Origin of the sequence: Verrucomicrobium sp. BvORR034 (genome assembly GCF_000739635.1) — a bacterium.
Taxonomy (GTDB): Bacteria; Verrucomicrobiota; Verrucomicrobiia; order Verrucomicrobiales; family Verrucomicrobiaceae; genus Verrucomicrobium.
This window is the reverse complement of the sequence record NZ_BATQ01000113.1, coordinates 33,246-59,277: the sequence shown is the minus strand read 5'-3', so window position 1 is coordinate 59,277 and position 26,032 is coordinate 33,246. Positions and strand designations below refer to the sequence as shown.

The following is a 26,032-nucleotide window of genomic DNA, read 5'->3' as shown; positions in this document are numbered from 1 at the left end:
CCCCTTCGTGTCGTCCTCTTCTGACATCCACCAGCGTGTGCTCGCGGCGTTCCGTTTGGAATATCGTGAGCAGATTACGGCGATTCGCATGCTGATGGAGGCTTGGCCCCTGGCGGAGGGGCCCTTGTTCGACGAGGCGTTTCGCATGGCCCATAGCATGAAGGGTGGGGCCCGGGTCTGTGATCTGCTGGACGTGGAGCATCTGGCACATGATCTGGAAAGCCTGCTTTCCGAAGTGGCTAAAGGGCACGTGCCGGCGGATGCCGCCGCAAAAGAGCGGATGGGCCGGATCATTGACGAAGTCGATGACCTCATGATTGCTGAACGGAGCGGGGCAACAGGCTCCGGCACCGATGCGATCATGACACCGGCAGAGTTGATGGTGAACCAGGAGCATGAACTGGCATTCCATTCCGAGCCTGAGTCCGGAGACCGGCTGCCTGTTGCCAAAAAGACGCTGCCGACTGGTGGGGGCGGGCACGACAGCTTGCGGATCCATGCAGGTCATCTGGACAGGTTGCTGCAATCCAGCGGACAGCTGGTGGCAGAAGCCTCCAGGCAGGAAGCGCTTGGACGCGAACTCGAGGAGTTGTTTGAGCAAACCGAGACGCTGAGGCAGTCCAGTGACCGCAATACGGCGGGCCCTGGTGAACTGCATGCAGGCCTGGTGGCGCTGAGCAAACAACTCCAGCGTGTGCGCTTGCAGCAGCAGCAGGCGGGATGGTCTCTGCGTATGCTGGGCGAACGTCAGCTGGAAGAAGTGCGTCATATTGGGATGGTGCCCATCAACACCGTGTTTGAGGGATTTCCCAAGATGATGCGCGACCTGGCTGCTGAGACCGGGAAGAAGGTGGAATTCACGATCAACGGTGGTGAACTGCAGGCCGACCGTGCCGTGCTTCAATCCCTGAAGGATCCTGTGATGCATGCTTTGCGGAATGCCATGGCTCATGGGATCGAGTCACCCTCACGGCGTCGCGCGGCGGGCAAAGACGAGACAGGGAGGGTCAGGTTGGAGATTGAAGTGATCGGACAGGTGCTTCGGCTGTCCGTCTTGGATGATGGGCAAGGGGTGGATCTTTCTTCGGTGCGTGCCCAAGCTCTGCGCAATCGCCTGGTGACTCCAGAGGTGGCTGAAAACTTGGACGACTCCCAGTGGCTGGATTTTCTGTTTGAGCCACGTTTCTCCACCACCGCAGAGGTGACTCGCGTCTCGGGACGCGGGGTGGGTTTGTCGGTGGTGAAAGACCGCGCCACCCAGTTGCAGGGGACTGCCCGCATGCTGCAAAGTCCGGGAGGGGGCTGTCAGTTGATCGTGGAAGTGCCGGTGAGCGTCTCCACCCATCGCCTCCTTCTAGTGCGAACGGCCGGACGCACTTTCGCGTTGGGCATGCGTGGGCTCGATTCCCTGCACCGGGTGACGAAGGTCCACACCGTGGAAGGTCGCTCCGTGATTATGCACGGAGGTCGTCCGGTCCCGCTTGTGACGCTCGGCCCGGCTTGTGGGCTGCCGCCCAGTCTGGTGCGCCATGAGGACGGCCATCTGCTCGTCGCGGTGCTGAAAGGGGACCGCCCCCTGGCGCTCAATGTCGAGGAGTTCGTGGGTGAGACAAGCGCCCTCATCAAGGCGCTGCCACATCCCGCTTCGTTGTCACCGCACTTTTCAGGCGCCATCCTTCTCGAAGGGGGGGAGGTGGCTCTGGTCATCAATCTTCCCGGGCTGATGCAGCGCTTCCTCGGGGCCACTTTGCGTGAAGAGAAGCCCGTCGTGACCGTGAAGAAAAAGCCGGTGGTCCTGGTGGTGGATGACTCCTTCACCGCCCGTACCCTCCAGAAATCCATCCTGGAGGCCGCAGGCTATGCGGTGCGGGTGGCTGTGAATGGAAAAGCTGCCTATGATCTGCTGAGAACGGAGCCGGTGGATGCAGTGGTGTCCGATGTTCAGATGCCGGAGATGGATGGCTTCCAGCTCCTGTCTGCGATGAAGAATCACGCCCGCCTTGCCGAATTGCCCGTGGTGCTGGTGACCTCCCTGAGCAGCCGTGAAGATCAGGAGCGCGGTCTGGCCCTGGGTGCCGATGCTTACATCGTGAAGGAGCGCTTCGACCACCGCGAGCTGCTCGATACCGTACGCCAGCTGGTCTGACATGCCGCTGACCGCCTGTCTGTCTCCCCAAACTTCCCAACCTTTCCCTGCATTGACGAAAAAGACCACAGTGATGATTGTTGAGGACTCTCCGGTGATCAGCATGTTCCTGGAGCACATCATCAGTCAGGATCCGCGGCTGCAGGTGGTCGCATCAGTCAGGAGTGGGGAGGAGGCTCTGGCCGTACTGGATCGAGTGCATCCCGATGTGATCTCTCTGGACATCCGCCTGCCAGGCATGAACGGCCTGGAGGTGACCCGCCGTATCATGTCGGAGCACCCGACCCCCATTGTGGTTGTTTCCTCCAACGTGGAGGATGATGAGCTCAACATCTCCATGAATGCGCTGCGGATCGGGGCGCTTTCCGTGGTGCAGAAGCCCGTGGGCATGAGCCACAACGACTATGCCGACCTCGCGGCAGCGTTGTGCACGAAGCTCTTTATCATGAGCCAGGTGCGGGTGATCCGGCAGCGCTATCGTGTCACCTGGCCAGGGATGCCCGAGCCTTCCCCTGAAACGAGGTTGCCTCTGCCGAAAGCAGGACGCTGGCGACCGACTGTGATTGGCATGGTGGCCTCCACCGGAGGCCCGAGTGCTCTGGTCCGGGTGCTCGGGGATCTTTCCCCTGAGGTCAAACAACCGATTGTAGTGGTGCAACATATTACGCCGGGTTTTGTGCGCGGGTTTGTCAACTGGCTGAATGACGTGCTTCCCGACCGCGAGGTGATCGAGGGAATGTCGCAGATGCCGCTGGAAGAAGGCAGGGTCTATGTGGCTCCGGCAGACCGGCATGCCGTATGTGTGCCGGGCATGCGCCTCGGGCTGCTGGACACGCCCGCTGTCTGTGCGCAGAAGCCCTCAGGGACGGTCCTGTTTCGCTCCATGAGCCAGGTTCACGGTGCCAAGGCGCTTGGCGTGCTGCTCACTGGGATGGGAGAGGATGGCGCGGAGGGGTTAAAGGAAATGTGTGATTCCGGCGGGTTTACCTTTGCTGAGCATGAGTCCAGCGCCGTGGTGTATGGCATGCCGGGCACTGCGGTACGCCTGGGGGCGGCCCGTGAGATTTTGCCGGTTTCAGAAATCGGACCACGGCTCAATGTTGTCTGTCAGAGCGGGGAGGTCGCCCATGGCTGAGCATCGCAGTCATATCGTCCTGGTGGAAGATTCCGCCAGCCAGGCGCTCAAACTGATCTCCCTGCTGGAAGCTGAAGGCTGGCTGGTGACCTGGGTTTCCACCGCGGAGGAGGCCTTTATCACCCTGCGCGACAAGCGGCCAGATCTGGTGCTGCTGGACTACTATCTCCCCGGCATGCGGGGTGATGAGGTCTGCCGTCGCATCAGAATGCACGTCGACAGCCGCAGTCTGCCGATCGTGATCCTCACTGCCCAGGAGGACAAGGAACTGCAAGGTCTGGACAGCGGGGCCGACGACTTCATCCTGAAGTCAGGCAATCCAGAGTACCTGCTGCTGAGGGTGCGGACGCTCCTGCAAAAGTCGAGGCCTGAAGGTCGCATCTTTGCCGGCGGTGACAACGGCTTCCGGACGGCCCGCCTGCTCGCCATCGATGACAGCGTCACCTTCCTGGAACACCTGAGAGGGGAGCTGGAGGGCGAGGGGTACAAGGTGGACATTGCCCTGGATCCCCTGAAAAGCCTGGAACTGGTGAGGAAGAACAAGTACGACGGCGTCATCATCGATCTCCTCATGCCGAACATGGATGGGTTCGAGGTATGTCGCAGAATCAATGAGCTGCGTCATCAGCTGGAGGTGCCACTCATCACCATCGTGCTGACCGGGGCTGAGTCCCGGGACAATCTTTTCCGTGCCCTCGAGGCCGGAGCGGACGACTTTGTGGGGAAGTCCGGTGACTACGCGATCCTCAAAGGTCGCATCCGTGCCCTCCTGAGGCGGAAGTTCTACGAAGAGGAGAACTCACGCATTCTGCATGAATTCCGGTCCCGGGAGCTGGAGGCGGCACGTGAGCGCGTGGCCAAGGAGGCCGCAGAAGCCCGGGCGGCCTTTGTTGAAGAACTGCAGCAACGGGAGGAGGAACTGCGCAATTCCAGGGAGGAACTCAAGAGGGCCAATGAGGCGAAGGACCAGTTCCTGGCCGTGCTGAGCCATGAGCTGCGCACGCCGTTGAGCCCGGTGCTGGCGGTGGTGGCAGAGTGGTGCGATCGTCCCGAGGTGCCGGAGGAGCTGCGCCGTGACCTTGAGATGGTCAAGCGCAACATTGATCTGGAGGCGAGGCTGATTGACGATCTGCTGGACCTGACCCGGATCATCAAAGGCAAGATGGAGATGCGGGATGATGAAGTGGACCTGCGTGAACTGCTGAGCCACGCCATAGAGATATGCCGGGAGTCCCGCACAGAGCCCGATCGCATTGTCACTCATGACACTGCCACACAGACCCGGGTGCGAGGGGATGCGATGCGTCTCACGCAGGTGTTGTGGAATCTGCTGCGCAATGCAGTGAAGTTCACCCCTGAGGACGGTTCCGTACAGGTGAGCCTGAAGCCTGGCCCGGCGGGGAGGGAGGGAGGAAATACGATGGTGATTGAGGTGGCGGACTCAGGCATTGGCATCGCTGCCGAAGACATGGACCGGATCTTCAATGCCTTCGACCAGGGCAATCGAGCGGTGACACGGCAGTTTGGCGGGCTGGGGCTGGGGCTGGCCATCAGCAGGGCCATTGTGGAGCTGCACCACGGCACACTCACGGCCGCGAGTGCAGGCCGGAGCAAAGGGGCGACTTTCACCCTTACGCTGCCCGTGTTCCAGGGGCATTCCGTAGCAGATCTGGTGCTTCCTGTCTGCCAGCCGTCATCGGCACCGGCTGTTCCAGCTGCGAAAGCCGCTGGGTTGCGCATTCTCCTTGTGGAGGATCACGAGGACACCCGCGAGGTGATGCGACAGCTCTTGCAGCGGCGTGGGCACGAGGTGCTCGTGGCTCGTAGCGTGGCCACCGCCCTCGCTTTGTTGGATCACGGGGAGCCTGTGGATCTGCTGATCAGTGATTTGGGCCTGCCCGATGGAAGCGGACTGGATTTGATAAAGTCCATTCGGAACCGTTTGCCGCTTCGTGCCATCGCCTTGAGCGGCTACGGGATGGAAGAAGATCATCAACGATCCCGTGAAGCGGGTTTTCAGGAGCACCTGGTCAAGCCGGTGAATTTCCCTGATCTTCTGCGGGCGATAGAACGGCTGCGATAGCGGGCACGAGGGGCCAAAAAAAGCGGCCGGGCGAAAGCCCGACCGCAGAATGCAAAAGCAATGATACGATCCGTCGTGCTCCTCAGGAGAGGGCGCCAAGGGCTGCCTTCACGGCTTCGAAGTTAGGCAGTTCTTTGGGGGAGGGGGTCTGCTCCGAGTACTGAATCACGCCGTCCTTGTCGATGACAAAGGCAGAGCGGGCGGAGGTGTCGCCGATGCCAGCCAGACCAGGGAAGAGAACGTCGTAGGCGTTGGTGGTTTCCTTGTTGAGGTCGCTGACCAGTGTGATGCCGATCTTCTCCTTCTGGGCCCAAGCTTCCTGGGCGAAGGGGCTGTCCACGCTCACGGCGATGACGTCGGCGTTGAGATCGCCATAACCGCCAAGGCCTGCGGTGATGTCACACATTTCCTGGGTGCAGACGCCCGTGAACGCGAGGGGGAAGAAGAGCAGCACGGTGTTCTTGCTGCCAAAGTTGGCGCTGAGGGTCACGTCCTTGAGACCGTCGGCGGTTTTGCTCTTGAGGGTGAAATCCGGGGCTTTGGTACCGACTGCGAGAGGCATGAGAAGAGAGAGTTGGGATTCAGGTTTGTGATCGTGACGCCGGGCGTCCGCACGGGCCGATTGTAGGCGGTCCGGTGACGGGGTCAACAAATCAACTCGCCTGCTCGCACGTTGACTTGATTCTGTCGCGTCACGAGGGGAACGTCGTACGTTTCCTTCCTGAACTGTTCTATGTCCGAAGCTGCGCTTACTCCTCTCCAAAGCATCACTGACCACATCCGGCACCGTCGTTCCGTCAAACCAGCGGACATGGATCCAGGCCGGCCGGTGGAACGGGGGCTCTTGGAGGCGTTGATGGAGAATGCGAATCAGGCACCCACGCATGGGATGACGGAACCGTGGAGGTTTCATGTCATGCAGGGAACCGCCCGCACTGAACTCGCCATGAGCATGCAGGCTGTTTACCGGGAGATCACGCCGGCCTCTGAGTTTCGGGAGGACAAATTCCGGAAAATGGCTGAGAGCGCCCAACTCGCGCCTGTCATCATCGCGATTGTCATGGCCCGTCGCGGTGGGGCGAAGATCCCGGAACTGGAGGAGATTGAGGCTGTCGCCTGTGCGGTGCAGAACCTGCACTTGAGTGCCAGTGCTGCGGGACTGGCAGGGTATTGGTCCACTCCGGCCTTGGTGTATGAGCGGCAATTTGCCGACTGGTTGCAGTTGGGACCCGAAGATCGTTGTTTGGGCCTGTTCTACCTGGGTTGGCCCAAGCCGGGGTTTGTATGGCCGGAAGGGCGTCGCAGCCCAGTGCAAGGTAAGATCACCTGGCATGGAGAGGCCGCTGCAGAATGAGCTGGTGGCATGATGTCGTGCAGTGGTTCCAGGGCCTGGAGATCGGGCACTGGATGGTGTGGTGCCTCACGGTGGTGCTGATGTTTGTTGGCATCCTGGGCACCGTGGTTCCCATGCTGCCTGGCCCTGTCCTCCTCTTTGTGGCGGGTGGGCTTCACACGCTTCTGATGCCGGAGCACGGCATGAGTCTCTGGGGACTGGGCATCATGGCGCTTTTGCTGGCGGGCACGTTCGCCGTCGATTTTCTCAGCGGAGCCGTCGGGTCCAAATGGTTTGGAGGCAGCCGCTGGGGATTCTGGGGCGTCTTGGTGGGCGGGATTGTGGGGCTGTTCTTCGGCCCCCTGGGCTTGATACTCGGCCCCCTCATCGGCGGCTTTGCCTTTGAGGTTCTCTTTGCGAAAAAGAAGTTCAACCCCGCCATGAAGGCGACGTGGGGCACCGTGGTGGGGACAACCATGGGCATGGTGCTCAAGCTGGGCCTGAGCATTGCCATGGTGCTCTGCTTTCTGGTGGACGTCTTCTGGTGGTGACAACCGGCATGGGAATGCCGGTCGTTTGACTCATGAACCACCAGAGAGGTGGCAAACGCCCCTTACCGGGGCTTTTTCAAGTGCCAGGACGTGGACTGCTCATAGGCATGGGCAGCACGGAGCAGGGTGACTTCGTCCAGGGCGCGGCCGACCATTTGAAGACCTACTGGCAACGAGGTGCCGCCATCTTCCACGAACCCGCACGGTACACTGATGCCAGGGAGCCCAGCAAGGTTGGCAGGGATGGTGAAGAGGTCCGCCAGATAGATGGAAAGCGGATCATCGCTGTGGGCACCGAGCTTGAACGGAAGCTCCGGAGTGGTGGGGGAGAGCACGATGTCCACCTTCTTGAACGCCTCGTCGAAGTCCTTGCGAATGAGGGTCCGCGCCTTCTGAGCCTTCACGTAGTACGCATCGTAATATCCTGAACTCAGCACATAGGTGCCGAGCAGGATGCGTCGCTTCACCTCGGGGCCAAAGCCCTCGGCGCGGGTCGTCAGGTAGTGATCCAGTACGTCTGCGGTATTCTCAGCACGGTGGCCGTAGCGAACGCCGTCGAAACGCGAGAGGTTCGTGGAGGCCTCGGCAGGTGCGATGACATAATAAGTGGCAATGCCCACGTCCGTGTGGGGGAGGCTGATCTCTTCCACGATACCTCCCAAACCCTGAATGTGAGTGATGGCCGCCTCGACAGCGCTGCGAATGCGGGCGTCCACTCCATCCACAAGGTATTCCTTGGGGAGGCCAAAGCGCAGCCCCTTGATGTCCTGTCCAAGTCCGGCAGTAAAGTCGGGCACGGTCGCGTCAAGCGAGGTGCTGTCGCGTCCGTCTTTGCCGCAAAGATGATTCAAGACTAAGGCGGCGTCTTCGACAGTCTTGGTGATGGGGCCAATCTGGTCGAGAGATGAGGCGAAGGCCACCAGACCGTAGCGGGAAACACGGCCGTAGGTGGGCTTCAACCCCACGCATCCGCAGAAGGCGGAGGGCTGCCGGATGGAGCCGCCTGTGTCTGAGCCCAGGGCTGCGATGGCGATATCGCCGCCTACCGCGGACGCAGAGCCGCCGCTAGACCCGCCCGGGACGCGTTCCGTGTCCCAGGGATTCCGGCTTGCGAAAAAGGCGGAGTTCTCCGTGGAGGAGCCCATGGCGAACTCGTCCATGTTCAATCTCCCCAGCGTCAGGGCACCGGCTGCGTGCAGTTGGTTCACGCACGTGGCGTTGTACGGCGAAGTGTAGTTCTCAGCGAGGAACTTGGAGGCGCAGGTGCAGGGGGCGCCTTTGACATTGATGTTGTCTTTGATGCCGATGGGGATGCCCCCTAGGGGCTTGCTGATGTCCGCACTCGCAGCGTCCGCCAGAGCACGTTCTGCATCGATCGAAAGGTAAGCCTTGAGCGCAGGATCCTGCTTTTCAATGGAGGTCAGCACATCCTTGACGATGTCCGTAGGGGTGATCTCCTTGCTGAGAAGCTGCTTGCGGAGGGAGGCGATGGATTGAGCGGCGAGGGACACGGGAGAAAAACGAAATGCAGAGTGCGAGGGAGCAGGGGCGGGTGCGGCGACGGACTATTCCACGACCCGGGAGATCAGGAATTGCCCGGCGGTTTTCCGGGGGGCATTGGCCAGGGCCTCGGCCCGGTCCAACCCTTCCACGGACACATCTTCACGCCACACGTCATAGATCGGCATGGCGTGGGCGGTCAATTCAACACCCGACAGATCATGGCCTTCCAGGGTCTCCATATAGTCCAGCACCTTGGCGAGCTGCGCCTCATACTTTACCGCCTCCTGTTCGGTCAGCTTGAGGCGGGCGAGCTTTGCGGTGTGTTGAATGTCGATGTGGTGGGCCATGCCCCACTAATGGAAAGGCGGAGGCGGCAATGTCAAGCCTCTGCGAGATGAGGAAAGGAAAATGGGGGCGCGGTTTTGGAAGTCGTGGCCGGGCACAAAAAAAGCGGGGCCGCATGACACGGACCCCGCAAATGGATCAAGGCTGAGGACGCTTAGAAGCCGCCCTGGGTGCGCATCCACCACTGGTAGAGCCACGCACAGGCTCCAATCAGGATGATGGCCGTAACGGCGAACTCGGCCCACTGGACCATCGTCTTGCGATTGCGGGCGCGGGTTTGTGCGAGCGTGAGACGGCGTTCACCCTGGGCAAATCCACGGCGGGCCGAGGGCTCTGGGGGCAGGGTGTCCCGGTACTTGATGCGGCGCTCCTGGGCCTGGCGGGAGGCGGACACAATGTCCATCTCCACCCGCAGAATCCGGGTCTGCAGATCATCAGTTTTTTCCTTGAGGGTGCGGGTGTTGGCAGCCTTGTCCTGCTGCGTCAGAGACTTGGCAGTCTTGGCGGAGGGCTTGCGTACGCGGACGTTGCTGGACATGGGAGTGCGGCTCGGAGTTAGAGGAACAACTTGCCCAGCAGCATGAGCAGGGCGATGCCTGCAAGAAGCGGGAGGGTGAAGGCGAATCCGGCGCGAAGCCAGCTCTGGAAATCCTGCGGAAGTGCCCCGCCGCCCAGTTGGGAGCCGACGAGGAACGAGGCCTGGCTGCCCTCTGGGAGCACGGTGGCAAGCCGGCGGCTTGCCTTGCCAAATTCGTTCTCTGCATCTTCGACGGCACCGATGGCGCGATCGAGCTCCTCATTGAGATCGCAACGCTTCCATGTCTCGGGGCGGATGGTGCGGAGGGATTCGAGGTGATGCTCAAAGGACTCACGTGCCACCGAGATCTCCTCAATGATCTTTTGCGCGTTGTAGAGCTCACGCTCCAGGCGGGCGAGGTTCCGGGAAACTTTTTCAGTGATTTCCCTGCGACCGGTGGAGAAGCGTTCTTCCTTGAGGCGTTGGGCCTCCAGTTCCTGCGCTTCGCGCTGGGTGCGATCCAGCTCCTGGCGGAGTTTGAGCAGGGATTCCTGCTTGCTCTTGAGCTCACTGAACGGGTCATCGCTTCCGGACGAGACCGGAGCGCTGTGGTTCACCACCTGGCTGTGGCCATTGGGCTTGGCAGCATAGTCACTGAAGTCATCCGACTCCTCGAAGCGAAGCACCGGCGCTTCCCTGTCATAGTACATCGAACTTGTAGCGGCTTTAGGCATGACAGACGAGTTTGGTTTACCCGTCTAAGTATTACAGCTCTCCTAAGTTTGCGAGGGTTTTCGTGCGGCGAAGGGCGAAATAGTATGGAATTCCACCAATAAGTACTGTTAAGATGAACAGTACTCCGATTGCCGATGCTTCTAGTCGATAAGTATCTTCCATTGGCATTGGAGAAACCGACCTTCGACCGATCACCGTGGGTACCACGAGGACTGTCATGGCGATGGCGATGTAGAAGAAGCTGGCCACCAGACAGAGGGTGCCTCCAAAGCTGGACACGATCTTGGCAGAGTTGGTCTCCCGCAGATTTGGCAGGAGCGTTCCGAGAGAGAGCGCGAGGGCATTGAGGCCGACGGTCATCAGGACGATGGCGGACACAAAGAACACGGCGCGATGCATGGGGAGCTTCAAGCTGAAGCACGACACCACCACCAGAAGCGTGGTCAACGGTGTGGAGGCGGCAAGGTTCAGCCAGAGCTTCTGCCGGATGACGCGGGTGAGGGGAAAAGGTGCAAGTCCCAGAATCCACAAACGCTGCCCCTCCAGGCTGAACTGGGGGAAGACAAACCGCGTCGTGAGGGTGGACATGGCGAGGCAGCACACCGTGAGGTTGAGGTGGCTGATGATGGCGCTCCAGGTGGGGTCCTTGTAGTTGTAGCCCAGATTGCGCAGGTTCGAGGTATAAAGCAGCAGCAGGCCGAAGATGAGCGTGCACTGGCCCCACTGCATGGGTTCGCGGAGAAACGTCAGGGCATCCTTGCCCACCAGGGCCAGGGTGCTGCGGCGGAAGGGGGTCACTCTGCGGAGCAGGAACTCAGGGCGGGATTTGTGGTTGGCAAACACCGCCTGACCGTTGGCGATGTTGCGCAGCTCTGAGTGCTGAAGTGCGCGGTTCCAAGAGGGGTAAAAGTAACGGTTGGCGACTACGGCGGTGAGGATCCATGCGGCCATGGCATTGCTCAGCAACAGCAGGGTGAAGAACATCGCCCGACCCGGGAGTTCCCGCCCGGAGGCGATCACCACCTCAGCCACCCAGGAGCTTGGGAGAAGAGGGTGGGTGCAGATCTGCGTGTGCCCGAGGATCTGGCGCACGTTGCTGGCCACGTCACTGGAGACAAACTGCCCCGTCTGGCTGTCACGAATCTGCCAGATGATGTAAACCACCATGCCCAAAACCAAAGTGCCTCCCACCTTGAGCCACCAAGGGCGGTAGAACTTCACCACCATGAGCAGAAACCAGGTGCTGACATTGGAGGCCAGGGCGATGAGGCACACGACAGCCGCCAGACTGGAGATGTAAAAGAAGGGCCCAGCGTCAAAGATTCTGCCAAACCCCGCCAAAATGGGAGCGCTCAACAGAATGAGCCCCCAGCTGGAAATGAGCAGGCCCTCAATGGTCTTCCAGATCACGATGCTGCCATGGGGCATGGGCAGGCTCAGGTGCCAGCCCGTCTCCTGTCGCCGGAAAAGACTGATTCCCGTGATGGCGGCGTTGGACATCACCAGCATCAGGAAAAAGAAAAAGAACAGCAGGTACAGCATCCGCTCGGTGAGCAGCGGCCCCAGCAGGGGGAGGGCATGGACAAAGCTGAGCCCCCGGTTCACCAGCAGGTAGGCGGCCGTCATGTACAGCAGCATGAAGGCTGAGATGGTCAGCGTCATGAGGCGCTTCTCGCCTAAATCTTCTCTCAGGCGGTGTCTCAGGGCTGCGAGATGGGCACGGGCTTGGGCAAGGGTCGCCTTGGCGTGGGTCATTTGTCAGCATTGTCAACTGTTGCCCCCTGCGGGAGCAAGTAAAAGTCCCGGTAGCAGTGCGCCCAAACGGCATTTTTCGGCCATTCACCAGATTTGCTTGATTTAGGCGAATCTTTTAGCCAAAAATGAGCGCTTCGACCTCATGCGGGTCTGAATCGCACTCTTCATTCAATTCGAAAATTATGTTGCATAGTCTTATTAGCCTCAAGATGGCCGCGATGGTAGCGGCCCTCGGACTCAATACCGCAGAGTGGTCGAGCCCCTCGCCCGAAATGACGGCCCAAGTGCAGAAGCTGGCCGACGCCATGGGCAATATTTCCTCAGGTGATACGTCCCAGGTTGGGACGGCGGTGAACGAGACGATCAAGAAGATCAAGGACCTCGCCGACACCAAGGGGGACAAGGATGCCCAGTTTGCGGTGGGTCTTTTCCTCCAACAGAGCAATCAGCAGGGAGCTCTGGAGCAGGCGCTTGACTACTACAAGAAGGCTGCCGCCCAGAATCAGCTTCAGGCCATGAACAACCTCGGCTTCATTCTTGCCGCTTCCGGCAAAGAAGAGAAGGTGACGAAGGAAGGCGTGGACTGGATCCAGAAGTCCGCCGACAAAGGGCTGAATGCCGCCCGTCGCAACATGGCCCAGATTCATCTTCGTGGCCTTGCTGGCTACAAAGTGGACCCCAAGGCTGCTGAAGCGCTGCTCGAAGTCGCCAGCAAGGAAAAGGACAGCCAGGCCAAGTTTGAGCTGGCTCAGTTCTATCTCGGCGCAGGTGGCAAAGAGAGCCAGAATGACGACAAGGCCTGGACTTTGTTGAACGAGGCGGCTGACCTCGGCAACCCCGGTGCGCTGGCCAGCCTCGGTTCAGTGCTGTTGGATGGCAAGAAAATCGGTGAGAAGACGATTGCCGCCGACCCCGCTGCGGCGGTGAAGAAGTTCGAAGAACTTGCCAAGCAGAACAATGCCACCGGTCTCCGGATCATGGGTGAACTGCATGAGAGCGGCCTTGCTGGTGTGACGAAAGACTTCGACAAGGCTCTCGACTTCTATCGCCGCGCTGCCCAGGGCAATGACTCGATCGCTCAAGTTCGTCTTGCCGGCTTCTACGACAAGGGTGTGGACCTCGACAAGGACGACAAGAAGATCGACGTCGCCCCCAACGCCGCTGCCGCACTTGAACTGTACCGTCTGGCTGCCCAGAGCAATGTGCCTCTCGCCATCTACAACGTCGGCACCTTCTACGAAGAAGGACGCACTGTGGACAAGGACCCAACCAAGGCATTCACTTACTTCCTGCAGTCCGCCGTGAACGGTCTGGCATATGGCATGCAGAAGGCCGGTGCTTATTACCTCAATGGCAATGGCACTCTGAAAGACCCGGTTGCCGCCGCTGGCTGGTTCGCCCGCGCCGCTGCTGCAGGTCTTCCGGAAGGTCTTCTCAGCTACGGTCTCGTGAGCGAACAGGGTCTGGTGATCGACAGCGACAAAGGGTCTCCTTATCAGGCCGCTGCCGCCTCCTACCTCGCTGCTGCGGATTCTCCCGCCGCCAGCGACGCCGTGCGTCTCGAGGCCTTTGTCCGTCTGGGCAGCCTTCACTTCCGCGGCCTCATGGTCCCGGTTGGTGACACGGCCAAGCCTGACTTTGAGTCTGCCTATGTGTTCTTCAAGCAGGCCCAGGAAATCGATCCCAAGAACGAAGTGGTTAAAGGCGCTCTGGATGCCGTGACCAAGGGTAACAAGGCCCTCACTCAAGACAAGATCCAGAAGGCAGAGGCCACCATCGCCCGCATGAAGACGGATCGTGAAGCCCGCAAGGCAAAGGCCGCCGCTGATGCCAAGGCTCCTGCCGTGACTCCGCCTGCCGCAGCTCCTGCTGCCACCCCGGCGGCTCCTGCAACGGGTGCCCCCCGCAAACCCGCTACCCGCTAGTCGGTTTCGCTGAGAATCTCTTGCTGATTCACTCTATCAAAACCCGCACTGGAAACGGTGCGGGTTTTTTGTTGGAAACGGACGTCCTTGGGGATTGATCGTGTCTCGATGGAGATTGGCCGCAGGAGTTCGGGCTCTCCTTTCTCGACGCCTGGAAGCTCTGTGCAGTCCCTCCATCGTTGAGAGGCAGGGGGAGGGTGTGATCCTGTCGTCTCCTGTGGAAGGGACCAACACATATGGTGCAATACCATCATGGAAAAGTGATGGCGCCACTGTATTGATTGCCTGAGAGCGAATTGGAATCGCGGCGGCCTATCCCCTTTACAGCAGGCGGGAATCGCTAGGCTCAGAAAACCGAAGGCCCAGTCTCATCAAGCCTGCCTACAGACATCCCTGAATGAATCGGGCCTACAGCCTGGGGCATTTCAAATACACGATCACTTTGAGCGTTGCCCAAGGCTGGCATGACTCCGGGCATTCAGCCCTCAGTTCGTTCCCATAGGGAGAGGTTATGGGAGTGGCCGCTCTTCTTTCCCTGATGGCATTGGCACATAGTGGGGAGTCCTGAAGTTCCTTCGTCGGCAGAAACCTGGGAACTTGGCTGCGACTGGCGAATGAGATCGCAGTGCCTCCATGAATCAGGAGTGATCGAGGAGTCAACCAGGGGTGCCTTTGGAAGGTGGTTTCCTTAAACCAGGTTCAGAGAAATAAATGGCATGCTTTTGTTTGCAGCCTTTTTTGTGGGGACTCCACCAAACCATTCTTAGGTTTGGTGGAGCATAGCGGATTCGAACCGCTGACCTTCTCAATGCCATTGAGACGCTCTACCAACTGAGCTAATGCCCCGTGCTCTGGGAGGAAGAGATAGTACCGCGATCCCAAAAATAGACAAGTGTTTTCTTCACTTTTTTGTGCTGTTTTTTTCGGGTGGCCGGAGCGGTAGAGCCTCCTTCCCGCAAAGGATGGGCCACTCCCTATTGATAAGGACAAAAGAAAACCGGTGGCGGGTGCCACCGGTCGGAAGTCTGCTTGGATGATACAGAACCAGAGTCTGTTTTGGAGGGGGCTCCAGATGGGGGTTACGCAGCTTCGCGGCACAGGTTCGAACGGCCCAGTTTGCGCACAGCAAGTTCGATGCGGGTTTTCACCGTGCCAAGCGGCAGGGAGAGGCGGGCGGCGATTTCGCGCTGGCTAAGTCCGCTGAAAAAGGTGAGCTGAACCGCGACACCTTGCTCCTTGGGCAGATCGGCAATCAGGTGGTCGAACAACTCGGTCAGTTCGTTGTGGCGCACTTCGCGATCCACCGTGGAGTCTTCTGCGTGCCCGATTTCGGGCTTGATGGACTCCTCGTACCGGTTGGTGGCTTTCTGGTAGGAGGTAAGCTGGCGGACCCGGTCAAGCGCCCGGCGGCGGGCGATGGTGATCAGCCAGCCAAGCAACTGTCCCTTCTTGGCGGAGAAGGTTGCGGACTGCTTCCAGACCTGGATAAACACGTCTTGCAACACGTCGTCCACGTCGGCATCCACACCTACGACGCGACCGATCACGCCGCGCAGAACGGGGCGGTGACGTTGATAGAGGACTTCGAGAGCCTTTTGATCTTGTTTCTCAGTGATCAGCGCCATCAGCGATTCATCGTCGAGAAGTGCGAGATTGTGGGCCGAGGTGGTGGGGAATGGAATGGTTTTCATGGGAGAAATAGTGCAGGGGGCTTTGGCTGGTGGTTCACAACGGGTGTTGCGACACCGAACCCTTATGCACGGCGCGTGCCATCTCCTTTGGTTGTGATGTAACTACTTGATTATCAACGGTGAAGGCATTGGTTGATTTTTCACGTGTTCCGTCTTGGTGACAGTTTTTCGCTCAGGATGCACGGAGTCTCTTGCGTTTTGCACGCTGATACGACCGATAGGTGCCCGCAAAACGACTGCACCGCTCCCCATGATGTTTTTCTAGACAAATGGATCCGGATGCTTACTTTGGGGCTCGATGTCTTCGACAGTGCACAGCCTGAATCTTCTTCCCGGTCTCCTTCGACTCGGGTTGGCGGCCCACTGATCTCACCCCTCCCGCCACCCATGAAGGTGGCCTTGCACATCGGTTTCTCTTTGCCTCCTGCTTGTCAGGAGCGCGTTTCTCTTCATTTATCCCTTTCCTATTTCCATGTTTGTCCCCGCTTCTCAAAAGTACAGTCCATTCCCCGCCATCGATCTGCCTGGCAGACAGTGGCCCTCGCGAGTCATGACCCGCGCACCCCGGTGGTGCAGTGTGGATCTGCGTGATGGCAACCAGGCCCTGGCGGTGCCGATGAATGTCTCCCAAAAGCTGGAGATGTTTGATGCCCTTGTGAAGTGCGGCTTCAAGGAGATCGAAGTGGGTTTCCCCTCCGCCTCCAACACGGAGTTTGCCTTCAATCGTCGTCTGATTGAAGACGGGCGGATTCCCGATGACGTGACCGTGCAGGTGCTGGTGCAGGCACGGGAGGACCTGATTGAAAAGACGGTGCAGTCGTTGATCGGGGCGAAGAAGGTCATAATTCACCTGTATAACTCCACGTCACCGGCACAGCGCCGCTATGTCTTTGGCATGGAGAAGGCGGACATCGTGAAGATGGCCGTGCGCGGAGCGCAAATGATCAAGGATCGCCTGCCACGTTTGGCGGGATCAGATGTCTCGTTGCAGTATTCTCCTGAGAGTTTCAGCGCGACGGAGGTGGAGTTCGCCAAGGAGATCTCCGAGGCGGTGATTGATGTGTGGCAGCCCACTCCAGAGCGCAAGATGATTCTGAACCTGCCGGATACGGTGGAGGTCGCCATGCCCAATGTGTATGCCGACCAGATCGAATGGATCGCCACCAACATTCGCAATCGTGAGTCCCTGGTCATCAGCCTGCACACCCACAATGATCGTGGCACCGGCACTGCGGCGACCGAGTTGGGATTGCTGGCAGGCGCGGATCGCGTCGAAGGCACGCTGTTTGGCAATGGTGAGCGGACGGGCAATCTGGATATCGTTCAGGTCGCGATGAACCTCTACATGCATGGCATTGATCCAGGGTTGGACTTCTCGAACCTGAATGCCCTGCGCGATGTGTATGAGCGCTGCACCGGCATGTCAGTGCCACCCCGCCATCCTTATTCGGGAGAACTGGTGTTCACCGCCTTCAGTGGTTCCCACCAGGACGCCATCAAGAAAGGCCTGACGGGCTGGGAGAAGAAAGGTGGCGTCTGGGACGTGCCTTATCTGACGATTGATCCGAAGGACATCGGTCGGGAATATCGCGAAGTGATCCGCGTGAACAGCCAGAGCGGCAAAGGCGGTGTGGCGTACCTGTTGGAAGCCGAGTTTGGGATCGAACTGCCGAAGGATCTGCAGCGGGAATTCGGTCCGCTGGCCAACGACGAAGTGGATCGTCTGGGCCGAGAAGTGACCGCGGCTGAGCTCAAGACCATGTTCTGGAACGAGTACATTGAGCGTGAGCAGCCGTTTTCGCTGAAACACTTCCATGCCGATGGTACCACGGGGGTGTTCCGCTGCCGCGCCAGCGTCTTCCGTGATGGCCAGGAGGTGGAGGTCACTGGAGAGGGCAATGGTCCTATTGCAGCGTTTGTGGATGGTCTGGTCAAGAGCGGTGCCCCCGCCTTTGAGATCGCGACTTACCGTGAGCAGTCTCTGAGCGAAGGCACTGGAGCCAGTGCGTTGTCATTCATCCAGATCAAGCTGGCCGGTGGCAAGAACGTCTGGGGAGCAGGGGTGGACACCAACATCGAATTGGCCTCCATCAAAGCAGTGCTAAGCGCGGTGAACCGGGCGATGAAATAATTCAGGGGAGTTCCGCTCCCAAATGAAAAGCGCCCGCATCCTGATTGGAGGCGGGCGCTTTTGTTTTAAGTGAATCGACTCAAGCGTCAGGCCACGTCTTCCAGGCCCAACATTTTGATGACTTCGAGCGGCACTCCTGGATAGTCGCCGGGAAGACTGATGTTGCCCACGTAGCCCAGTTGTTTCCAGGTGGAGCTGTGGGTGTAGTAGCCACCCAGGGTGAGCTTGCGAAAAAGGCGGAAGAAGCTGACGCCCACCTTCAGGCCGGGCTTGACCTTGGCGGGGTCGCAGATGTCATCCACAATGGCCGTTTGTTGGGCCGGATTGAGCTCCACGAAGGTCTTTTCAAACCGGCGGAAGCTCTCGGTATTGAGCCAGCCCAGGCCGCCGCGGATCACATCGCAGTCGTCCTTCTTGTCATCGTAGGGGGCGCTGCACCACTCGTTGATGAAGTCATGAACGCCCACCTCGCTCGCAGCGGGGCCGAGATTGTCCTTGGGCAGGATGATATCTGCCAGGACCTTGGTTGTGTTCAGCTCCTCGGGAGAGAAGAGTTTGGTCCACGGATAGACCGCGGGCTTCATGTAGTCCGGGTCGTGAATGGGGCTGCGGGTGGAAATCGCGGGTGGCGATGGCTCCGTTTCATTGGGGGCAGCGAGCACAGCTGGCGCGGCAGCAGTGCCAGCTGCGGTGCCGGCAAACCACTTGAGGGCGTCGCGGCGGGAAAGGGGGGCGCGGTTGTCAGACATGTGAAGGTGGAGAAAAGAGTGAAGATAAAAGGGGCGAGAAAGGCAGGGGCTCGGCGTTCAGTGGAGTTAGCCGCCGGCACCTTTCGCCTGTTGGATCCCAAGCGTGACAGCGTCAGCCAGATCCTTGAGTTCTTGTTCAGTGAAAGAGCCCGATATTTCGGCTCTGCCGCCGGTGATGGATTCTCGGATGAAGGGAGCCACCAGCACCTTGTCATTGGCAAGGATGGCGAGTCGTTTGCCTAGCAAGTTCTCAGTTGCTTCTGCAAACCGTTTGGAGCCGGAGTCGGTGAACGTCAGGGAGAGGGTCCATTGATCCTTGGCCACGCCATTCAGCACCGTTATCGCCTTGCCAACGTAGACTTCTTTCAGGTGAGAGGAGTCCAACAGAGGAGCCTTGCGGATCAGCAGCTTGTCCTTTGATCCGGAAGGTCCCTCGACAGAGATGACATCATCCGCAGGGCTCTCCATCACCTCACAGAACTTGATGGTCACGGGCTCAGCTGCGTCACCAGCAACCGCCAGCAGCAAGCTGGCGACGAGAAAGAGAGATCGAGTGAAAAGGGCCATGGTCGGGCTGATTGTTAGATGTTGCCGCGCTTCATCTCTTCCATGAGGTATTCGCTGCCCCGCCAGGCGAGGGCCAGGATGGTGAGCGTCGGATTCTTGTCCGGGTTCGAGGGCAATACCGAGCCGTCCATGAGGAAGAGGTTTTTCACCTCCCAGGTCTGGCAGTACTGGTTGGTGATGCTGGTGGCCTCGTCCGGCCCCATGCGGGCGGTGCCCACCTCGTGAATGATTTCACCGGGACGTTGGATGGCATCACGGCCGGACTTGGGCTTCGCAGTGCCGCCCATGAGCTCGATCAGCTCGGCAAAAGTCTGCTGCATGTGTTCGGCCTGCTTGATCTCGTGGTCACTCCACTTCCAATGGAAGCGCAGGACGGGGATGCCCCATTGATCCACCACGGACGGATCCAGTTCGCAGTAGCAGTCCTTGTTGGGGACCATTTCTCCGCGGCCGGAGAACCCGAAACTCGCCCCGTAGTAGCGGCGGGCGTCTTCTTTGAGCTTGGTTCCATAGACTCCGGGTGACTTGCTGTCCAGCACGCCCAGGCTGCCCACGCTGGGCATCCGGCGTCCGCCACCCATCTCAATGTGGTAACCGCGCGCGAATCCAAGTTTGTTATGATCACGAACCAGCCACCAGGGGGTGTACACGTGGATCCCACCAGCACCGTCTTCGTTGAAGGGGGGCAGGTTTTCCAGCGCAGGGATGTGCCCACCCAGGTTGGTGCCCACGCTGTCCATGAGGTTCTTGCCGAGCTGTCCGCTGGCATTGGCCAGACCTGCGGCATCCTTGCCCTTGGAGTTCATGAGGATGCGGGTGGTCTCGCAGGTGCTGGCTGCCAGGATGACCACGCGGGCTTTGGCCACGGCATCCTTGCGGGTCACCTTGTCAATGTAGTGCACCCCGGTAGCGCGGCCGTCCTTGCCCACGATGACCTCACGCACCATGGCATCGGTAATGATGTCCAGATTCCCCGTCTGCAAAGCCGGAGGGATGAGCACAGTGGTGCTCTGGAAGTTGGCCCGGATGGAGCAACCGCGAATGCAGTCTGTGGCCCAGAAGCACGGCGCGCGCATGGACATGTCCGTGCCCATGATCTCCTGCGCCTTGGGATTGTTGGGGAAGAGTTCCTTCGCGATCTTGGGCCCGTTCATGGGCTTGGTCAGCACAGCGCGGCGGGCGGCGACGATCGGTACTCCCACCTTCTTTCCTGCCTTGCGGGCCAGCAGGTCACCCACTCGCGGTTTCGGAGCGGGCTGCAGCACGCCTGGGGAAGAGTCTGGAGCGTTTTCGATCCCGCAGTTTTCGCCGTACACCCCGATGAGCATCTCCGCCTTGTCGTACCAAGGGGCGATGTCGTTATACCGGATGGGCCAGTCATAGCCCAGGCCGTCGCGGGACTTGGGGATGAAATCATGTTCACCAAACCGGAGGGAGATGCGTCCCCAGTGGTTGGTGCGGCCTCCCAGCATGCGGGATCGCCACCACCAGAAGGATCCTTCCGTCCCGGCTTTGTTCGTGTACGGCTCTCCGGGAACCTGCCAGCCGCCGCCCACCGTGGCATCGTAGTAGCCAAAGAACCGGTCCGGCGTGCGATCACCTCTCAGGGGGGCCATCTCCGGTGTATTGAACATCGGAGTCTCCTTCATGGGCTCGTAGTTGCGCCCGGCTTCGAGCATCAACACCTTCATGCCGTTCAGGGAGAGTTGCAGTGCGGCCATCCCGCCGCCCGCACCGGAGCCGACGACAATGACATCATATTGCGGTTGGGTCTTGCGATCCGTGAGGAGAGGCATGGAGGAGAGAAAGGGAAATGGGTGAGGTGGAGACCGAGAGGGGGCGGAAAGTAACGCGCACCGCTCAGGCTCTATTGCAATTCAGAGCAAGGAACGCAGCCGGGGGCAAGGTGAAACAGCGGCTCTGGACCGAATGGTGGGCAGCAGTCGAGGGCAAGATTCCAGATGAATGGACGGATGCCGGTGTTTCCTCCCACTTTGCCAGAAGTGCTTTTTTGATCAGGTTTTGTCACCGACGTTTGCAAGAGATCAGTTGCCCAAGTCCTTGATCTGAGGCGAGCATCGTCCTCCCGCCAGCACCCATGAAATACGACTCCCACATCGAGAATCCAGACGTCATCCTCATCGGCAGCGGCATCATGTCGGCCAATCTCGGAGCGATGCTGAAGCGGCTGGAGCCGAAACTCTCCATCCAGGTCTATGAGGTGACGGAAGAGCTGGCTCAGGAGAGTTCGCATGGCTGGAACAATGCGGGTACCGGCCACGCCGGGATCTGTGAACTCAGCTACACGCCCAAGCGGGAAGCGGATGGCTCCGTGAATGTCCAGAAGCTCATCGAAATCTTTGAGCAGTTCGAGCAATCCAAGCAGTTCTGGAGCAGCGCCGTGGTCAGCGGCATGATCTCGGGGCCAAAGGAGTTCATCAATCCGGTTCCACATCTCAGCTTTGTGCACGGGCAGGAGATGGTGGAATTTCTTCGTGCTCGTTACGAGGGCATGGCGGCCCATCACTTCTTCCGCGGCATCGAGTACTCGACAGACCGTGCGACCATCGCGAGATGGGCACCTTTGTTGATGGACGGTCGAGGAAGTGAGCCGGTGGCCGCCACGAAGATGGACAATGGCACGGACGTGAACTTTGGATCCATCGCCCGGAAGCTGCTGAACTGGCTGGGAGCCCAGGACCGTTGTGGGATTGCTTCAAACCATCGGGTCACGGACATGAAACGTGGGTCCTCGGGTTGGACGCTGGAGATCAAAGACCTCGCCACCGGTCGGGTTCGCACCAATGACGCCCGGTTCGTGTTTGTAGGCGCGGGAGGCGGGAGCTTGCCCTTGTTGCAAAAGTCCGGAATTGCGGAGGCCAAGGGGCTGGGAGGCTTTCCCATCGGCGGGCAATGGTTGATTTGTGAGAACCCGGAGATCGTAGAGCGCCACCAGGCCAAGGTGTATGGTCAGCCGCTGGAGGCCGCGCCTACCATGGCGGTGCCGCATCTGGACACTCGCATGCTGGATGGCAAGAAGACGTTGCTGTTTGGGCCGTTTGCCGCCTGGACCACCAAGTTCCTGCACAAGAAGGGAAGCCTCATGGACCTGCCCGGCTCCATTCGACCGGACAATCTCTTCACTTTGATGAACGTCGGACTGCAAAACTTGAGCCTGGTGAAGTACCTGGTGCAGCAGGGTACCCAGAGCATGCAGGATCGCCTGGATGTCCTTCACGTCTTCTATCCGGCGGCCCGGGAGCAGGACTGGAAACTCATTGACGCAGGAATCCGGGTGCAGGCGATCAAGAAGACCGATGGCAAGGCCGGAATCGTCCACTACGGCACGGAGGTGATCACCAGTGATGATCTCAGTCTCTCGGCCTTGCTGGGGGCGTCGCCGGGTGCGTCCGTCTCTGTCAACATCGTGTTGGACGTCGTGAAAAAGTGCTTTCCTCACTTGCTGGACACCCCTGAGGGCGGCCGACGCATGAGTGAGTTGATTCCTTCCTGGAATCTTGACGTTCGCAAGCCGGAGATGGCCGGGCGGTTCCACGAGATCCGCCGGGAAGTGGATGGGATCTTGCAGTTGGGGTGATGCCATCTGCCCGTTTTGTTGGCACGGCCTGCGAGAATTGCCAACTTTGCGTCTTGCACCTTGAAGTGTCGTATCTCCTCAAGATACTAGTGCTCCTTTGAAGTCCGTCGCCAACCCATCCTCCGCTGCCACCCCCTCCCGACTGCTGTATGCCACCAGCGCAGGACTGGGCGGTGCGGGGTTGAATACGACTTCTCTGGAAGGGGTGCTGACTTCGTGGCGGGGAGGTTATCTGAGCAGGGCAATCTGCTACGCGAACCGCCAGCAGGAGGTTCCGGCGGGGAAGGTGAGATCTCTGCAGCACCATCCTGTGAGGCTGCTCTCCTGCCTGGGGAGCAAGGACTACTATGCTGCCAAGAAGACCTACTTGGACTGGCAGGCCGCTCAAGAGCTTCGGCGGGGCGGCTACGACTTCTTCCACGGTTGGAGCGGGGAGTGTTTTCAATCCCTGGTAGAAGCCCGCTTGCGGGGCATTCCCAGTGTCATGGACGTTCCCACCTGGCACCGGAACAAAGGGGTGGTGAAGCCCGCGGAGACCAAGAAGGAGCGGGAAGCCCGGCTGAAGGACCGCGGATGGCGTGACTGGCGGAAACATCTGCACGCTACCCGCCTGCACAATCTGGCAGAGTACGACCTTGCCAGCGTGCTCCTCATGCCTTCGCGGAAGTCTGCGGAGACCTTTCTGGTCGCGGGCATACCGGAGCACAAACTGCAGTATGTGGGGCGTGGTGTGGACCTTGCCCGATATCGTCCTGCGGAGGCGCCTCCCGAGGTGTTTCGCGTGGGATTCGTCGGGGCGCTGATTCAGAGGAAAGGGGTGCATCATTTGATTGAGGCCTGGAAAAGGCTCCGTCTCCGCGATGCCGAACTGGTCCTGGTGGGCAGCGTGCACGAGGAAATAAAACCCTTCCTCCAGGGGGCCGAGGAGGCCGGAGTGCGGATCATTGGCTTCACCTCCAGTGTGCAGGACGAACTCCGTCGTTGTGCCGCGTTCGCCTTCCCCAGTGAGTGCGAGGGATTTGCCAAGTCCACGCTCGAGGCGGCGGCTTGCGGCCTCCCGCTCATCGCCACCCGCGAGTCTGGCGATGCGATCGTGGACCAGGAAACGGGTCTGCTCATCCCGCCCAACAACGTGGACGCCCTCTGTGCCGCATTGGAGCACGCCGCAAAGCACCGGGATGAACTTGCCGAGATGGGCAGGAAGGCCCGTGCCCTGGTGGAGCGTGAGTTCACCTGGGATCACTACCGGCAGCGCATCGCATCGGGATACGCCAGAGCCCTGGCCACTGGATATTGATCAACGCCCATAGATGTCTCTGAAAGGTTCTAGGTAATTTGTGTGCCGGAGCCAGGGGGGAGTCACTCCCATCGGCCGAACTCTTCCACCAGCTTCTCCTGACGGTAGGCGAATATCCTCGTCAGTTGCTTTTTGACGAGGGGGAAGGCGATATCGCCCAGTGGTGTCAGCGGAAGCTTGTACACCACGTGGTCGCGTGCCAGCGTGCCGCCATCTGGCAGTTCTTCAAACGTGTGGGTGTGTTCCCACAGGGCGTAGGGTCCCTTGAGCTGGGTATCCACGAATTGGTTGGGCGGATCCCATGCGGAGATGAGCGTGGTCCAGTGAAAGGACATGCCGAAGATCCCAAGTTTATAGTCGATGAGCGCCCCTTCTTTGATCTCAAGGGGAAGCGGGGAGATGATGTGGAACTTGAGCTCTGGAGGAGTGATCTTTTCCAGGTTGGTGGCGTCGGAGAAGAAGGCAAACACCTGTTCCCGCGGAGCCGGGAATTTGATCTCATAGTCCAGAGTGTGTTCCATGGCCGTGAATACGGTGGATTGCCAGCCGGGTAAACCGCCAAATGTCCTGGAGTATGACTGCCCTGCAGTTTCCTTGTCAAAGCGCCGGGCTTCCTGACTAAATACAGTAATGAAACGCCGCTGCCTCCTCCAAGGTTCCCTTGCCGCTGCCGCCACGGCCTGGGGTTTTCCCGCCATCGTCTCAGGTGCCGCAGGCCGGGCACCCCGGATTGTCCTGCGTTCTTCATGGCAGACGGTGAACATTGGCGACATCGGTCACACCCCTGGAGTTCTGGCTCTGTTGGAAAAACACATCCCGGAGGCGGAACTCGTGCTCTGGCCCATGGACGTGCGCAACGGGGTGGAGGAGATGCTTCAGCAACGGTTCCCCAAGCTCACCATCACCAAAGATCCTGCCGTGGTGCGCGGGTGTGATTTTCTCCTGCATGGTTCGGGGCCTTATCTGACGGCGCAGAAGGATGTGTCAGAGTGGCGGAGGGAGACTGGCAAGCCGTATGGCGTGTACGGCATCACCATGGCCGCGGCAGGGGATCCTGGCATGAAGGTCATGCGGAACAACGGGCTGGATGCCGCGTGCAAGGCAGAACTGGATCAGGCCAGTTTCGTTTTCCTGCGGGACAGCATCTCTCTAAAAGTCGTTAAAGACGCAGGGGTGCAGAGCCCAGTCATCGAGTTTGGTCCTGACGGAGCCTTCGGGGCCGACATTCGGGACGACGCCAAGGCCAAGACCTTCCTTGAAGCTCATGGACTGGAGGAGGGGCGCTTTGTCTGCGTGCTGCCGAACTTGCGCAACGCACCCTACTGGAAAGTGAAACCCAACTACGCCTTCAATGAGGAGAAGCATCGCAGGAACGAAGAGATGAAGGAGCATGACCATGCTCCGCTCCGGGATGCCATGACAGCCATCATCAAGAAGACCGGGATGAAAGTGCTGGTGTGTCCGGAAGACTCCACTCAGATGGAAACAGGGAAGGAACTCCTGGTTGACCCACTTCCGGCGGATGTGAAGAAGCAGGTGGTGTGGCGGGAGCAGTTTTGGCTGACCAACGAGGCCATCAGTACCTACGTGCGGTCTGCGGGGCTGATCAGCAATGAGATGCACAGTCCCATCATGGCTGTTGGGAATGGCATTCCCGCCATTGTCTGCCGGTTTGTAGAGCAGACCACCAAGGGCTTCATGTGGCGGGACATTGGCCTGGGCGACTGGCTGTTTGACCTGGATGTGCCGCAGGAACTGTCTGCCGTGGCTCCGACCGCCTTGGCGATGGCATCAGATCCAGCAAAAGCCAAGGCCAAGGCTGCCCAGGCGCAGGCCTTTGTGCAGCAGCGGCAGAAGGACACGATGGGGGTGCTGCGTAAGGTTCTCGGCGTATAGGAGAAAGGGACGTCAACCCAGACTTTGAGGTTTTTTCATATTTTCTATTGCAAGGTGTTCAAATGTTAATTATTC

21 protein-coding genes and 1 tRNA gene are annotated in these 26,032 nt (G+C 59.5%); 10 read left to right on the top strand and 12 right to left on the bottom strand.

The window, feature by feature from the left end; translation table 11 throughout:
- Positions 1-7: 7 nt before the first annotated feature.
- The 3 genes from BV034_RS18835 to BV034_RS18825 all read left to right on the top strand — a co-directional run bounded on the left by BV034_RS18835 (position 8) and on the right by BV034_RS18825 (position 5,364).
- Positions 8-2,146 carry a response regulator gene (locus tag BV034_RS18835; RefSeq protein ID WP_081887926.1) on the top strand — a complete coding sequence of 713 codons (2,139 nt, stop codon included), beginning with the start codon at positions 8-10 and terminating at the stop codon, positions 2,144-2,146.
- 73 nt (positions 2,147-2,219) lie between these two features.
- Positions 2,220-3,281 (top strand): chemotaxis protein CheB, encoded by a 1,062-nt coding sequence (locus tag BV034_RS18830; RefSeq protein ID WP_050028565.1) that lies wholly within the window; start codon positions 2,220-2,222, stop codon positions 3,279-3,281.
- Complete coding sequence (locus BV034_RS18825) at positions 3,274-5,364, top strand: response regulator (protein ID WP_050028539.1); 2,091 nt, start codon at positions 3,274-3,276, stop codon at positions 5,362-5,364. Before BV034_RS18830 ends, BV034_RS18825 begins: the two co-directional genes overlap by 8 nt.
- 82 nt (positions 5,365-5,446) lie before the next feature.
- Here the strand turns inward: BV034_RS18825 and BV034_RS18820 are convergent, their stop codons facing one another.
- Positions 5,447-5,926, bottom strand: coding sequence for a redoxin domain-containing protein (locus tag BV034_RS18820; RefSeq protein WP_050028538.1), 480 nt, complete (start codon positions 5,924-5,926; stop codon positions 5,447-5,449).
- Positions 5,927-6,097: 171 nt separating this feature from the next.
- Between BV034_RS18820 and BV034_RS18815 the strand changes: the two genes are divergently transcribed.
- Both BV034_RS18815 and BV034_RS18810 read left to right on the top strand, forming a co-directional pair.
- Positions 6,098-6,718, top strand: coding sequence for a nitroreductase (locus tag BV034_RS18815; RefSeq protein WP_050028537.1), 621 nt, complete (start codon positions 6,098-6,100; stop codon positions 6,716-6,718).
- Positions 6,715-7,248, top strand: coding sequence for a DUF456 domain-containing protein (locus BV034_RS18810; RefSeq protein ID WP_050028536.1), 534 nt, complete (start codon positions 6,715-6,717; stop codon positions 7,246-7,248). The genes BV034_RS18815 and BV034_RS18810 overlap by 4 nt, the downstream gene beginning before the upstream one ends.
- 62 nt (positions 7,249-7,310) lie before the next feature.
- On the opposite strand, the gene gatA is transcribed toward BV034_RS18810, so the two are convergent.
- From gatA to BV034_RS18785, 5 genes are all read right to left on the bottom strand, one after another.
- Positions 7,311-8,759, bottom strand: coding sequence for an Asp-tRNA(Asn)/Glu-tRNA(Gln) amidotransferase subunit GatA (gene gatA, locus BV034_RS18805; protein ID WP_050028535.1), 1,449 nt, complete (start codon positions 8,757-8,759; stop codon positions 7,311-7,313).
- A gap of 54 nt (positions 8,760-8,813) precedes the next feature.
- Positions 8,814-9,098 (bottom strand): Asp-tRNA(Asn)/Glu-tRNA(Gln) amidotransferase subunit GatC, encoded by a 285-nt coding sequence (gatC, locus tag BV034_RS18800; RefSeq protein WP_050028534.1) that lies wholly within the window; start codon positions 9,096-9,098, stop codon positions 8,814-8,816.
- A gap of 152 nt (positions 9,099-9,250) precedes the next feature.
- Positions 9,251-9,634: a hypothetical protein gene (locus BV034_RS18795; RefSeq protein WP_050028533.1), complete on the bottom strand. Its 384-nt coding sequence runs from the start codon at positions 9,632-9,634 to the stop codon at positions 9,251-9,253.
- Between the two features lie 17 nt (positions 9,635-9,651).
- Positions 9,652-10,347 (bottom strand): hypothetical protein, encoded by a 696-nt coding sequence (locus BV034_RS18790; RefSeq protein ID WP_265593174.1) that lies wholly within the window; start codon positions 10,345-10,347, stop codon positions 9,652-9,654.
- Between the two features lie 31 nt (positions 10,348-10,378).
- Positions 10,379-12,103 (bottom strand): hypothetical protein, encoded by a 1,725-nt coding sequence (locus tag BV034_RS18785; protein WP_050028531.1) that lies wholly within the window; start codon positions 12,101-12,103, stop codon positions 10,379-10,381.
- A 182-nt stretch (positions 12,104-12,285) separates the two neighbouring features.
- On the opposite strand from BV034_RS18785, the gene BV034_RS18780 reads away from it, so the two are divergent.
- The gene (locus tag BV034_RS18780) at positions 12,286-14,028 is read left to right on the top strand and encodes a hypothetical protein (RefSeq protein ID WP_265593173.1); all 1,743 of its coding nucleotides are present in this window, start codon (positions 12,286-12,288) and stop codon (positions 14,026-14,028) included.
- A gap of 770 nt (positions 14,029-14,798) precedes the next feature.
- Here BV034_RS18780 and BV034_RS18775 read toward each other — a convergent pair.
- Positions 14,799-14,874 (bottom strand) — tRNA-Ala (locus BV034_RS18775).
- 233 nt (positions 14,875-15,107) lie between these two features.
- The gene (locus tag BV034_RS18770) at positions 15,108-15,719 is read right to left on the bottom strand and encodes a sigma-70 family RNA polymerase sigma factor (protein WP_050028529.1); all 612 of its coding nucleotides are present in this window, start codon (positions 15,717-15,719) and stop codon (positions 15,108-15,110) included.
- Between the two features lie 472 nt (positions 15,720-16,191).
- Between BV034_RS18770 and leuA the strand changes: the two genes are divergently transcribed.
- Positions 16,192-17,850: a 2-isopropylmalate synthase gene (gene leuA, locus BV034_RS18765; RefSeq protein WP_050028528.1), complete on the top strand. Its 1,659-nt coding sequence runs from the start codon at positions 16,192-16,194 to the stop codon at positions 17,848-17,850.
- An 86-nt stretch (positions 17,851-17,936) separates the two neighbouring features.
- Here the strand turns inward: leuA and BV034_RS18760 are convergent, their stop codons facing one another.
- The 3 genes from BV034_RS18760 to BV034_RS18750 form a co-directional block, all read right to left on the bottom strand.
- The gene (locus BV034_RS18760) at positions 17,937-18,599 is read right to left on the bottom strand and encodes a gluconate 2-dehydrogenase subunit 3 family protein (protein WP_050028527.1); all 663 of its coding nucleotides are present in this window, start codon (positions 18,597-18,599) and stop codon (positions 17,937-17,939) included.
- 66 nt (positions 18,600-18,665) lie between these two features.
- Positions 18,666-19,166 carry a hypothetical protein gene (locus tag BV034_RS18755; RefSeq protein ID WP_050028526.1) on the bottom strand — a complete coding sequence of 167 codons (501 nt, stop codon included), beginning with the start codon at positions 19,164-19,166 and terminating at the stop codon, positions 18,666-18,668.
- A 14-nt stretch (positions 19,167-19,180) separates the two neighbouring features.
- Positions 19,181-20,962: a GMC family oxidoreductase gene (locus BV034_RS18750; protein ID WP_050028525.1), complete on the bottom strand. Its 1,782-nt coding sequence runs from the start codon at positions 20,960-20,962 to the stop codon at positions 19,181-19,183.
- A 302-nt stretch (positions 20,963-21,264) separates the two neighbouring features.
- On the opposite strand from BV034_RS18750, the gene mqo reads away from it, so the two are divergent.
- Together mqo and BV034_RS18740 are read left to right on the top strand one after the other, a co-directional pair.
- On the top strand, positions 21,265-22,764 hold the full coding sequence (gene mqo / locus BV034_RS18745) for a malate dehydrogenase (quinone) (protein ID WP_050028524.1): 1,500 nt from the start codon (positions 21,265-21,267) through the stop codon (positions 22,762-22,764).
- 97 nt (positions 22,765-22,861) lie between these two features.
- Complete coding sequence (locus BV034_RS18740; protein WP_050028523.1) at positions 22,862-24,061, top strand: glycosyltransferase family 4 protein; 1,200 nt, start codon at positions 22,862-22,864, stop codon at positions 24,059-24,061.
- 62 nt (positions 24,062-24,123) lie between these two features.
- Here BV034_RS18740 and BV034_RS18735 read toward each other — a convergent pair whose 3' ends face one another.
- Entirely contained in the window at positions 24,124-24,582 is a 459-nt protein-coding gene (locus BV034_RS18735; RefSeq protein WP_050028522.1) for an SRPBCC family protein, read from the bottom strand.
- A 109-nt stretch (positions 24,583-24,691) separates the two neighbouring features.
- Here BV034_RS18735 and BV034_RS18730 point away from each other — a divergent pair, with 109 nt between their 5' ends.
- Positions 24,692-25,957, top strand: a complete 1,266-nt coding sequence (locus BV034_RS18730) for a polysaccharide pyruvyl transferase family protein (RefSeq protein ID WP_050028521.1) — start codon at positions 24,692-24,694, stop codon at positions 25,955-25,957.
- Positions 25,958-26,032 lie beyond the last annotated feature (75 nt).

Coding starts and splice junctions, on each gene's coding strand:
- BV034_RS18830 (WP_050028565.1), top strand. CDS start 2,220: ATGATTGTTGAGGACTCTCCGGTGATCAGCATGTTCCTGGAGCACATC.
- BV034_RS18825 (WP_050028539.1), top strand. CDS start 3,274: ATGGCTGAGCATCGCAGTCATATCGTCCTGGTGGAAGATTCCGCCAGC.
- BV034_RS18820 (WP_050028538.1), bottom strand. CDS start 5,926: ATGCCTCTCGCAGTCGGTACCAAAGCCCCGGATTTCACCCTCAAGAGC.
- BV034_RS18815 (WP_050028537.1), top strand. CDS start 6,098: ATGTCCGAAGCTGCGCTTACTCCTCTCCAAAGCATCACTGACCACATC.
- BV034_RS18810 (WP_050028536.1), top strand. CDS start 6,715: ATGAGCTGGTGGCATGATGTCGTGCAGTGGTTCCAGGGCCTGGAGATC.
- gatC (WP_050028534.1), bottom strand. CDS start 9,098: ATGGCCCACCACATCGACATTCAACACACCGCAAAGCTCGCCCGCCTC.
- BV034_RS18795 (WP_050028533.1), bottom strand. CDS start 9,634: ATGTCCAGCAACGTCCGCGTACGCAAGCCCTCCGCCAAGACTGCCAAG.
- BV034_RS18790 (WP_265593174.1), bottom strand. CDS start 10,347: ATGCCTAAAGCCGCTACAAGTTCGATGTACTATGACAGGGAAGCGCCG.
- BV034_RS18785 (WP_050028531.1), bottom strand. CDS start 12,103: ATGACCCACGCCAAGGCGACCCTTGCCCAAGCCCGTGCCCATCTCGCA.
- BV034_RS18780 (WP_265593173.1), top strand. CDS start 12,286: ATGTTGCATAGTCTTATTAGCCTCAAGATGGCCGCGATGGTAGCGGCC.
- BV034_RS18770 (WP_050028529.1), bottom strand. CDS start 15,719: ATGAAAACCATTCCATTCCCCACCACCTCGGCCCACAATCTCGCACTT.
- leuA (WP_050028528.1), top strand. CDS start 16,192: ATGTTTGTCCCCGCTTCTCAAAAGTACAGTCCATTCCCCGCCATCGAT.
- BV034_RS18760 (WP_050028527.1), bottom strand. CDS start 18,599: ATGTCTGACAACCGCGCCCCCCTTTCCCGCCGCGACGCCCTCAAGTGG.
- BV034_RS18755 (WP_050028526.1), bottom strand. CDS start 19,166: ATGGCCCTTTTCACTCGATCTCTCTTTCTCGTCGCCAGCTTGCTGCTG.
- BV034_RS18750 (WP_050028525.1), bottom strand. CDS start 20,962: ATGCCTCTCCTCACGGATCGCAAGACCCAACCGCAATATGATGTCATT.
- mqo (WP_050028524.1), top strand. CDS start 21,265: ATGAAATACGACTCCCACATCGAGAATCCAGACGTCATCCTCATCGGC.
- BV034_RS18735 (WP_050028522.1), bottom strand. CDS start 24,582: ATGGAACACACTCTGGACTATGAGATCAAATTCCCGGCTCCGCGGGAA.
- BV034_RS18730 (WP_050028521.1), top strand. CDS start 24,692: ATGAAACGCCGCTGCCTCCTCCAAGGTTCCCTTGCCGCTGCCGCCACG.